Source organism: Grimontia sedimenti, assembly GCF_011045095.1.
Lineage (GTDB): Bacteria > Pseudomonadota > Gammaproteobacteria > Enterobacterales > Vibrionaceae > Enterovibrio > Enterovibrio sedimenti.
This window is the reverse complement of record NZ_JAALDL010000006.1, coordinates 209,666-220,235: the sequence shown is the minus strand read 5'-3', so window position 1 is coordinate 220,235 and position 10,570 is coordinate 209,666. Positions and strand designations below refer to the sequence as shown.

General features: G+C 50.2%; 7 protein-coding genes and 1 pseudogene. 6 read left to right on the top strand and 2 right to left on the bottom strand.

Annotation, left to right across the window (positions count from 1 at the left end; genetic code table 11):
* Positions 1–79: 79 nt before the first annotated feature.
* Positions 80–1,293: pseudogene (locus tag G5S52_RS10710) on the bottom strand (pyridoxal phosphate-dependent aminotransferase).
* Positions 1,294–1,682: 389 nt separating this feature from the next.
* Here G5S52_RS10710 and G5S52_RS10705 point away from each other — a divergent pair.
* From G5S52_RS10705 to menE, 6 genes are read left to right on the top strand one after another with little or no spacing between them, the layout of a single operon-like run.
* Complete coding sequence (locus tag G5S52_RS10705; protein ID WP_165013435.1) at positions 1,683–2,999, top strand: isochorismate synthase; 1,317 nt, start codon at positions 1,683–1,685, stop codon at positions 2,997–2,999.
* Positions 2,996–4,714 (top strand): 2-succinyl-5-enolpyruvyl-6-hydroxy-3-cyclohexene-1-carboxylic-acid synthase, encoded by a 1,719-nt coding sequence (gene menD / locus G5S52_RS10700; protein WP_165013433.1) that lies wholly within the window; start codon positions 2,996–2,998, stop codon positions 4,712–4,714. The genes G5S52_RS10705 and menD overlap by 4 nt, the downstream gene beginning before the upstream one ends.
* Positions 4,698–5,492 (top strand): 2-succinyl-6-hydroxy-2,4-cyclohexadiene-1-carboxylate synthase, encoded by a 795-nt coding sequence (gene menH, locus G5S52_RS10695; RefSeq protein WP_165013431.1) that lies wholly within the window; start codon positions 4,698–4,700, stop codon positions 5,490–5,492. The genes menD and menH overlap by 17 nt, the downstream gene beginning before the upstream one ends.
* 23 nt (positions 5,493–5,515) lie before the next feature.
* Positions 5,516–6,382 carry a 1,4-dihydroxy-2-naphthoyl-CoA synthase gene (menB, locus tag G5S52_RS10690; protein WP_165013429.1) on the top strand — a complete coding sequence of 289 codons (867 nt, stop codon included), beginning with the start codon at positions 5,516–5,518 and terminating at the stop codon, positions 6,380–6,382.
* A gap of 12 nt (positions 6,383–6,394) precedes the next feature.
* Positions 6,395–7,375 (top strand): o-succinylbenzoate synthase, encoded by a 981-nt coding sequence (gene menC / locus G5S52_RS10685; protein ID WP_165013427.1) that lies wholly within the window; start codon positions 6,395–6,397, stop codon positions 7,373–7,375.
* Positions 7,357–8,706: an o-succinylbenzoate--CoA ligase gene (menE, locus tag G5S52_RS10680; protein ID WP_165013425.1), complete on the top strand. Its 1,350-nt coding sequence runs from the start codon at positions 7,357–7,359 to the stop codon at positions 8,704–8,706. Before menC ends, menE begins: the two co-directional genes overlap by 19 nt.
* Here menE and G5S52_RS10675 read toward each other — a convergent pair.
* Entirely contained in the window at positions 8,697–10,562 is a 1,866-nt protein-coding gene (locus tag G5S52_RS10675; RefSeq protein WP_165013423.1) for an MFS transporter, read from the bottom strand. The two genes, menE and G5S52_RS10675, sit on opposite strands and share 10 nt — an antisense overlap.
* Positions 10,563–10,570 lie beyond the last annotated feature (8 nt).

Genomic DNA, 10,570 nt, shown 5'->3' with positions numbered 1-10,570 from the left:
CCGAGGATCCAGGACCCAGGACCCAGGACCAGGACCCAGGACCCAGGACCCAGGACCCTAGAACCCAGGACCTATTATCTTACTGACGATACGTCGTTAGGAATCGTTCGAAGCGACCAATCGCCATTTCCAAATCATCTACACGAGGCAACGTGACAATACGGAAGTGATCCGGCTTGTGCCAGTTAAAACCCGTGCCATGCACCATCAACACTTTTTCCTGTAGCAAGAAGTCGAGCATCATCTTTTCATCGTTATGAATGCTGTATTTCTTGGTGTCGATTTTCGGGAACAGATACAGCGCGCCTTTTGGTTTCACGCAACTAATACCCGGGATCTGGTTCAACAATTCCCAAGCTTTATCTCGTTGCTCCAGCAAACGGCCACCTGGCAGAATCAGTTCATTGATACTCTGGTAACCACCCAACGCGGTTTGGATTGCATGCTGCATGGGTACGTTTGCACACAAACGCATTGACGCCAACATCTCCAAGCCTGCGATATAGCCTTTTGCCAGATGGCGAGGACCTGACAGGATCATCCAGCCAGAGCGGAAGCCACACACTCGGTAGGATTTCGACAGGCCACTGAAGGTCACACAGAAAACATCCGGAGCCAGCGGCGCCATAGAATGGTGTTGGGCACCGTCGTACAGGATCTTGTCGTAGATTTCGTCCGCGAAAATGATCAGGTTGTTCTGACGGGCGATTTCCGCAATTTCCAACAGGAAGTCACGGCTGTAAACCGCGCCCGTTGGGTTATTTGGGTTGATCAGCACGATACCTTTGGTATTTGGCGTGATCTTGGCTTTAATGTCATCCAGATCTGGTACCAGTCCGATTCTTCATCACACATATAATGAACGGGCTTACCGCCAGACAGAGAGACGGCTGCTGTCCACAGTGGATAGTCCGGAGAAGGCACCAACAGTTCGTCACCGCTATTCAGCAATGCCTGCATTGCCATCACGATCAGCTCAGAGACACCATTACCCAGGTAAACGTCTTCAACATCCAAATCCAACATGCCGCGCTTTTGGTAGTGCTGAACGACCGCTTTACGCGCGGAGTAAATTCCTTTGGAATCACAATAACCCTGAGAGGTCGGCAGATTTCGAATCACGTCGACCAGAATTTCATCCGGTGCGTCGAAACCAAATGGGGCTGGGTTGCCGATGTTCAGTTTTAGAATTTTGTGGCCTTCTTCTTCGAGGCGCTTTGCCTCTTTCATCACTGGACCACGAATGTCATAACAAACGTTGTCCAGCTTCGTCGACATCCCGATTTCTTGCATCATGATTCCTGAGCTTATTTTTAAGTGTTTCCAGTAAATTACACTAACGAAAGGGCATATATAAGTAGCGAATAGTAAAAAACGGGGAAAAGAAGAAATATAAGCAATTAAATCCTGATTTGTTGGAATATTATTCTAGAACATTCGGATTTCATCACAATCAATAAGGTTGTAGAATGGCTTTCCAACAGGAAATTTTATCGAGTTTGTCGTAAATTGGCGGAGCTTGATGCGAAATTAACCGGAGTGATGGTATTTTGCGCATTCGTCATCGCAGGATGTTCTGACAAACACAGAAAAGAAAGTCTTCGCAGCCACGCCATGCAGCATTTGGGTCTCCCAGGGAATCGGACATTACCTTTCAGGTTGTGAGTGTAAGTGAGGTTAGTTTGACCGATTTAAGCCAAGCTATCGCCAGGCTTGTTGAATCCCTGTCGACAGTGTCGCCACTCCCCAAGCAGATCACGCTGCCATTCCAATGGCCTGAGCGTACCGATCCTATCGACTGGCTAAATACCCAGCCATTATTCCCTAAGTTCTATTGGCAAACCCGAGACGATACAGAGCAGGTATTGGCACTTGGTCAGGTTAAAACTTTTTCTGATCCTGCCTCGGCTGAGCGTCAACTCGTCAAAGGTCAGCGCATTTGGGGCGGACGTTCTTTTGATGGGCGTACGGAACGTAACCAGCGCTGTCTTCAGTCCTTCTTTTTCCTTCCACAGATCGAGATGGCCTGCCGAAAAGGCCAGTGGTACATCACGCTGAATCTTTGCGATGACCTGTTAAAAGTTCGCGCGGCATTATCTAAGCTAGTCACCCAATCCCAACGCTTATCCCCCCCGGATTGCGACGTGTTGGCAACCCAGCATCAACCAGAGTTTGACCAATGGTCGACCATGATTGGTGATGCGTTGTCGGCGATTGAAACAACCGAACTGCAAAAAGTGGTGCTGGCACGCAAGACAACGCTTGAGCTTGATCGAACCTTACCCGCAGCCAGCCTGCTTAAAGCCTCTGTCGAGATCAATAAGTCCAACTTCCATTTCCTGCTGGCGCTGGATGAAAAGCACTGTTTTGTTGGCTCGACACCGGAGCGCTTATTCTGGCGCAATGACAGCGAACTCTATACTGAAGCTCTCGCAGGTACCATAGGTCGCGGCAAAGACGCCGAGGAAGACCTTTCACTGGCGACCTGGTTGCTCAATGACAGCAAGAACATCTATGAGAACCGTTTGGTTGTTGATGATATTACCCAGCGACTGAATCCGCATAGCGAACAATTGGATGTTGAGATCACGCCACATTTAGTGCGTCTTCGTAATGTGCAGCACTTAAAGCGCGATATTGAAGCGAATCTAATCCCTGACGTACCTTCATCCACATTGCTGGATTTATTGCAGCCAACCGCTGCGGTGGCAGGTTTACCCCGCGAGAAAGCGGTGGATTTTATCGTGGAGAATGAGCCCTTTGTGCGCGGCTGGTACAGCGGCTCGGTGGGTTACCTTAGCCCTGAGCAAAGTGAATTCTGCGTGGCTATCCGCAGCGCTCTGATTGTTGATAACAAGGTGCATCTATTTGCGGGCGCAGGTATCGTGCCGGGTTCAGTGTCGGAAAGCGAGTGGAAAGAGCTCGACCGGAAAATGGCGACACTCAGAAACCTGCTGGGTCCTTCGCCGGACAAACATATGGAGAAAAAGGCCGGATGAAGCCTTCAACCATCAACCGTATCTGGGCGCGACTGATTTTGATGTCGCTGCAACGTGCGGGTGTGAAAGACATTTGTATTGCACCGGGCTCGCGCTCAACACCGCTGACTTTGGAAGCGGAAAGACTTCAAAGCGCTGACTCCTCTATTCGTCTGCATACCCATTTCGATGAGCGTGGTTTAGGCTTTTTAGCGTTGGGATTGGCGAAAGCTTCTAACAGTCCTGTGGCTGTGATTGTTACGTCCGGTACAGCGGTGGCGAATTTGCTGCCCGCTGTGGCAGAAAGCCGTTTAACCCGTGAAAAGCTGGTGCTGCTAACTGCCGACCGTCCGGCTGAACTTATTCAATGTGGCGCCAATCAGGCAATCAGCCAGCAGGGCATTTTCAGCGAGCATGCAGAAGTGACGAGTTTCTTGCCGTCACCCGCAGAACACATTTCGCCTGCTTGGTTGTTGTCGACAGTGTCAGAGGGGCTGCATCGTCAGTCAGAGCTGGGCGGGAGCTATCATATCAACTGTCCGTTCCCTGAACCGTTATACGGAGAAATGGAAGACCCTTCGTCCTACCTTGAGCCAGTTCGAACTTGGCTGAAGAGTGATAAGCCTTACTTGTCTTTCACTCCTTCACAGGCAGATTTAAGCCAGCCTTTGCGCGATTGGACTAAGTTCCAGCACGAAAAAGGTGTGTTGGTGGTGGGTAAAGCTTCTGTGAGCGAACGCCAAGCCATTGATGCGCTGGCTCAGAAACTTCACTGGCCTATTCTCTGTGATCCGCAAGCGAGCCAAGGCTCTGCATTCGCAGGCTTTGATGTTTGGCTGCAAAACCCTTCCTGTCTCGAAGTGCTAAAGCAAGCCGATGTTATCGTTCAATTTGGCAGCCGTTTGGTGTCAAAGCGCCTCGGCCTGTTTATCAACCAGTTTGAGGGCAACTACTGGTTGGTTGAGAGACATCCCGGGAGGCTGGACCCAAGTCATAGAAAGGGTTTGCGCATCAATGCGCCACTGGCAGATATGGCGCTGGCTTTGTCTGATATCACCCGTGATAACGAACACGCGCATTGGGCTGATGCGTTGGTTGTGGCGAGCCAACAATATTTTGAGAGATTGGCGGCTTTCAACGGTTCGTCTGATGAATCGCTGTCAGAAGTCTCCTTAGCTGCTGACTTCAGCCATTGGCTTTCGAAAGAGAGCGAGCTCTTTATTGGAAACAGCATGGCAATCCGCCTGCTGGACATGTGCAGCCAGCTGCCAGAAAAAGCCGTGTTTGCCAATCGCGGTGCATCGGGTATCGATGGTCTGATTGCCACGGCTTCAGGTGTTCAACGCAGCAGACAGCGGCCGATGTTGATGTTGATGGGCGACACTTCCGCACTTTATGACCTCAACAGCCTTGCGTTACTGGCAAACAACCCGCAGCCATTTGCGCTGATCATCATTAACAATGATGGCGGCGGTATTTTCGACATGTTACCGGTGCCTGATCAGAACAAAGAAACCTTCTATCGTATGCCGCATGGCATCGATTTCTCCCATGCAGCTGCGATGTTCGGGCTCAATTATGTATGCCCTTCATCGCTGGAAACCGCGCGAGCACAATGCATCGATGCGCAGTCTACGCCGGGAACGACGGTGATTGAACTCAAGGTTGGGGCGGGCGAGTGCGGCAAGGCACTTAAAGCGCTGTTTGGTGAAATTGCCAATGCAGAACTGCTCTGAAAGATTGAATTATTCCCTCCAAGGGCAGGCAGACAAACCTGCCCTTGTTTTCCTTCATGGTCTGCTTGGCGATCATAGGGATTGGCAACCTGTCATTGATGAGCTTTCCAAAGAGTATCTATGCCTGGCTATCGATTTGCCGGGACACGGTGGTAGCCAACATATCGAAGCGGTCGGCTTTGAAGATACCTGCATCAAAGTAATAGCAACGATCAGTGAGACATTGTCTTCACCTTTTTGGCTGGTGGGCTATTCGCTGGGCGCACGCATTGCGATGTATCTCGCCACTCACTGTTCAAGCTCTCTGAAGGTAATCAACGCGCCTTTTGTTGGGCTCATTATCGAAAATGGGCACCCAGGTTTACCTGAACCCGAGAGAGCGGCAAGGCGTGAACATGATGAACAATGGGCGGTGCGTTTTGAAAGTGAGCCCATTGTTGATGTGCTTCAAGATTGGTACCAACAACCTGTATTTTCCTCACTAAATCATGCGCAAAGACAAAGTTTGATCGTTAAGCGCAGTGATAACCTCGGTACAAAAGTGGCAAGTATGCTGCGTGCTACATCCTTATCCCAACAGGATTTTCTGGGCGATTTGCTTAGAACGTTGCCAGCAAAGGTGTATTACCTGTGTGGCGAGAAGGACAATAAGTTTCTGGCATTGGCGATGCATTCGGGGCTGTCTTATTCCGTTGTCCCAGACGCCGGCCACAACATTCATGCAGAACAGCCCAAGCTGTTTTGCCAGTTGGTCAGACAACTGATTGAACCTTATTAATTCAATGATTTAATGGTAACACTATGGCTAGAACAACAGGTTTAACCGAACAGGAACTGTATACACCAGTGGTGTGGAATGATTGCTCTGAAGGCTATGAAGATATCCTTTTTGAAAAATCGGAAGACGGTATCGCGCGAATCACTATCAACCGTCCTGAAGTCCGCAATGCATTCCGCCCTCAAACAGTGAAAGAGATGATCAAAGCGCTGGCCGATGCACGCTACGACGAAAAAGTGGGTGTGATCGTGCTGCGTGGTCAGGGTGAACATGCATTCTGTTCTGGTGGTGACCAGAAGATCCGTGGCGACTACGGCGGTTACCGTGACGACGAAGGCACACACCACTTGAACGTGCTGGACTTCCAACGCCAAATCCGTACCTGTCCTAAGCCTGTGATTGCCTCTGTGGCAGGATACGCTGTGGGTGGTGGTCATGTGCTTCACATGATGTGTGACTTGACGATCGCAGCAGACAACGCGCAATTTGGTCAGACTGGCCCAAAAGTCGGCTCTTTCGACGGCGGTTGGGGCGCATCTTACATGGCGCGTATCGTGGGTCAGAAAAAAGCCCGTGAGATCTGGTTCCTATGTCGTTTCTACGATGCGCAAGAAGCGGTGGATATGGGTCTGGTTAACCACGTTGTCCCTTACGCAGAGCTTGAGCGTGAAACTGCGCGTTGGTGTCGTGAAGTGCTTCAGCACAGCCCAATGGCGCTGCGCTGCCTGAAAGCGGCACTGAATGCTGACTGTGATGGTCAGGCGGGCCTGCAAGAATTGGCAGGTAATGCGACCATGTTGTTCTACATGACCGAAGAAGGTCAGGAAGGCCGCAACGCTTTCAATGAAAAACGTCGCCCAGACTTCGACAAATTCCCACGTAACCCATAACAGGGCGGGAAGATGAAGCACGCAACGCTTTACCGTTATTCGTTGCCGATGGACAGTGGTGTGATTTTGCGTCACACCCGTCTGGCGCAGCGAGATGGCTTGATTGTCGAACTTAAAGATGGTGAGAAATCTGGCCGAGGCGAAATTGCGCCTTTGCCTGAATTCAGCGCTGAAACCATCGAGCAAGCACAAACTCAGATTGAGTTCTGTTTAGCGCAGTGGCTGGAAGGCCGCGAAATAGATTGGGACTCGCTCTATCCATCCGTCGCTTTTGGTTTGTCCGTTGCACTGGCAGAGCTTGATGGTGAAATCCCGGCTGAAGGTAATTTCCTCGCTGCGCCCTTGTGTAGCGGCGATCCGGATGAGCTGGTTGAAAAGCTCGCCGAATTGCCGGGCGAGAAAGTCGCGAAAATTAAAGTGGGCCTTTACGAGCCTATTCGCGATGGCATGGTGGTGAATATGTTTCTGGAAATCCTTCCAGACTTGCGCCTTCGACTGGATGCCAACCGCCAGTGGACGCCGGCAAAAGCAACACAGTTTGCCAATTATGTGAATCCCGCTTTCCGTTCCCGCATCGCCTTTTTAGAAGAGCCTTGTCAGACGCCAGAGCAAAGCCTCGCATTCAGTGAAGAAACCGGAATTGCCATTGCGTGGGATGAAACCCTGCGCGATGAAAGCTTTTCGCTAGAATGCAAAACCGGATTGTCTGCGATTGTGATTAAACCCACTTTAGTGGGCTCACTGAAAACAGTGAAAGCACTGGTTGAGCAGGCACATACCATGGGCATGGAAGCGGTGATCAGCTCCAGTATTGAATCCAGCTTGGGTCTCAATACACTGGCGCGCATCGCCCACTGGCTAACGCCGGAAACCGTACCTGGGCTTGATACGGTCTCATTGTTTGGTGAGCAGCTAGAGCAAGCGTGGCCAAACTGTGAGTTACCACTGAAAACACTGACTGACTGTGAAGTGGTATGGCAGGCGCACCAATAAACTTCGACACTTGGCCCTGGCTTTACTGGGGTCAGGTTAAACCTCGACATACAGCTTTATTTCTGGAAGGCGAAGCTATTAGCTGGCAGCGCCTTGTTTCAGATATTGGCAATATCCCAACATTACCTAAGCCTAAGAGTCGCTACGTAGCCATCCTCTCGCAAAATGATTACCAAACCCTTTTGGTTATCCTTGCTGCCTGGCAACAAGGCTTGAAAACGCTGCTGATCAATCCGGCTTTCTCTCAAGCACATCAGAAAGAAGTGCTCGATAAAGCGGGGATTGAGATGGTTATCGATCCGCATACCGATTTTCCTTCTACTGAGTCGCAACAGTCGGAACTGGTGCCATTTGACACCCAGGATATCCTAACCCTTGTGCTGACTTCCGGCTCGACGGGGACACCCAAAGCGGTTACTCACAATGCCAAAGCCCATTTAGCGAGTGCCAGCGGATTGTTTTCACTGATGCCGTTTGGTGAAAGTGATTGTTGGCTTCTTTCCCTGCCGTTATTCCATGTTTCTGGTCTTGCTATTATCTGGCGGTGGTTACAACGTGGAGCGACTCTGAAGATTGCAGACACCAAAGGTGATGCGTTGCGCTCAGCTTTAGAAGGTGTGACTCACGCTTCCTTGGTACCGACGCAATTGCAGCGATTGCTGCAAGGAGAGCGTCCTGCTTCGTTGACATCCGTACTTTTGGGCGGTGCATTTATCCCTCAAGCGCTGGTGGATGAAGCAGAAGCAAAAGGTATTGGCTGTTGGTGTGGTTATGGGATGACAGAAATGGCATCGACCATCACGGCAAAACGGGCGAATGGACTTTTCTCGGTAGGTCGCCCGCTTCCGCATCGTGAACTTATGCTTTCCAGCCTTGGTGAAATCATGGTGAAAGGAGACACGCTTTCATCGGGTTACCTGATTGGCGGAAAGTTGGAGCCTTTTTCGGACGGATGGTTTGCGACTAAAGATAAAGGTGAATGGGTAGATGGCGAGCTTCAGATTCTTGGTCGCTTGGATAACATGTTTATCTGTGGCGGGGAGAATGTGCAGCCCGAGAGTATTGAAAGGGTGCTTTCAGGCTTTGAAGGGATTGAGCAATTGTTTATTTTGCCCGTAGTGGATGCCAAGTGGGGACAGGTTCCTGTTGCGTTGGTGATGGGCAATGTTAATCAAGGTAATTTTCTTGCTTACGCAAAGTCGTTGCTGCCGCCACATCAGGTGCCTAAAGCCGCATACTCGATACCGAAGCATTTGCTGGATGGCGGGATAAAAATCTCCCGCCGCGCGTTAGCTGATTGGCTGGCTAACGAAAAGCTGGCTCAACGATAATCGCCTCTTAACGTTTTCACATCACTAAACAATCGGTCGCATCTTGCATCTTCTGGCTGAACCGGATTCCCCGCCTCGACTTCCACTTTCGACCAAAACCGCTTGGGAAATTTCAGGAGGGCGCGACCACCTTCTCGGCTGAAATAACTTCCCCATAAACCTTTCAACGCCATAGGTATCACAGGAACTGGTGATTGTTTCAGAATTAGGTCTATGCCACGTTTGAAGGGCTGCATGTCACCATCTGACGTGAGCTGGCCTTCCGGGAAAATACACACTATCTCGCCGTCATTCAGTTGCTTTTTGACTTCCTTGAGTGCGCAGCGTATGGAGCCACTGGTGAGCTTGATAGGAATGACGCGGCTGGCTCGGAAGAAATAATTCAGCACGGGCAGGTGGTAGTAATCTTCGTCCATCACAAAACGAATGGGGCGCGGACAAGCGCCTGCCAGAATCAAGGCATCGACATAGCTGACATGGTTACATACCAGCAATGCGCCGCCTTCCTTTGGAATGTTCTGGAGATTCTTGTGGGTCACGCGATAGAAGCTGTGGCTTAAAAACCAAATAACAAAGCGTAAAGCGAACAGTGGTACCTGCTTGCCGACATAGAGGGTGACAACAAGATTCAGCAGGGCGAGTACCAGGAAAAATTCAGGGATGCTGATGCCCACAGCACCCAGAAGAATCATGGCGAGAATGGCGCTGGTCACCATAAACAGAGCGTTATAAATGTTGTTGGCGGCAATGACCTGTGAGCGCTCACTATCTTCTGAACGTGCCTGCATCATGGAATACAGAGGAACAATGAAAATCCCTCCGAAGATGCCGATCAAGAGTAAATCGACAAATACCCACCACAGAGACGGGTCGGCAATAAATTCTACAAAGCTTGCCGCAGTTGAAGGCATCGCAGGTGTCGAGAACATCAGGTGAATGCCGAAAATAGTCAATCCCAGTGCACCAATTGGCACAATGCCTGGTTCAATACGATGGCCTGAAAGCTTGTCACAAAGCAAAGAGCCAACAGCAATGCCGACGGAGAATAGTGTCAGTAGAAACGAAACGGTCGCTTCATTACCGCCAAGGTGAAGCTTGGCGTAATTGGGGAATTGCGTGAGATAGCTGGCACCGAGAAACCAAAACCAACTGATCCCGAGAATCGACTGCAGCACCACTTTGTCTTTTCGTGCAATCGCCAGCGTGGTTTTCATCTGCCGGATAGGAGAGAAACGGATTTTGAGAGAAGGGTTTCCGGCAGCTACCTCAGGAATAGAACGGGCGCTCAAATAACCGAGCACTGCAAACACCACTACAGAGATAGCAGCAATATCTCGCGCTCCATCCATATTTGCGATAACCCCGGCCACCATGGTGCCAAGCAAAATCGCAAGAAATGTACCCGTTTCAACCAAAGCATTACCCGAAACCAGTTCCTGTGGTTTGAGGGTTTGAGGCAGTAAGGCGTATTTCACAGGGCCAAAGAATGCAGACTGCGTACCCATCAAGAAAAGAAGAACTAAAAGTGCCATGTAGCTTTCGTAGATGAAGGCAATGGCAGCGAGGCTCATAATGCCAATTTCCAGTAACTTCACGCCGCGGATAAATTGGGATTTCTCGAACTTATCCGCGAGCTCTCCGGCAAAAGCAGAGAACAGAAAAAAGGGGAGAATAAACAGGCCAGCAGCGAGGTTGATGAAAAGATCAGTACTTATCCCGATAACACCCGGGCCAGCAAAGGCAACAAGGATCAACAAGACATTTTTGTAGACATTGTCGTTAAACGCGCCGAGTGCTTGGGTGATAAAATATGGCAGGAAACGTCGCTGTTTCAGAAGCCCGGTTTGGCTTGTCATCCTTTCCT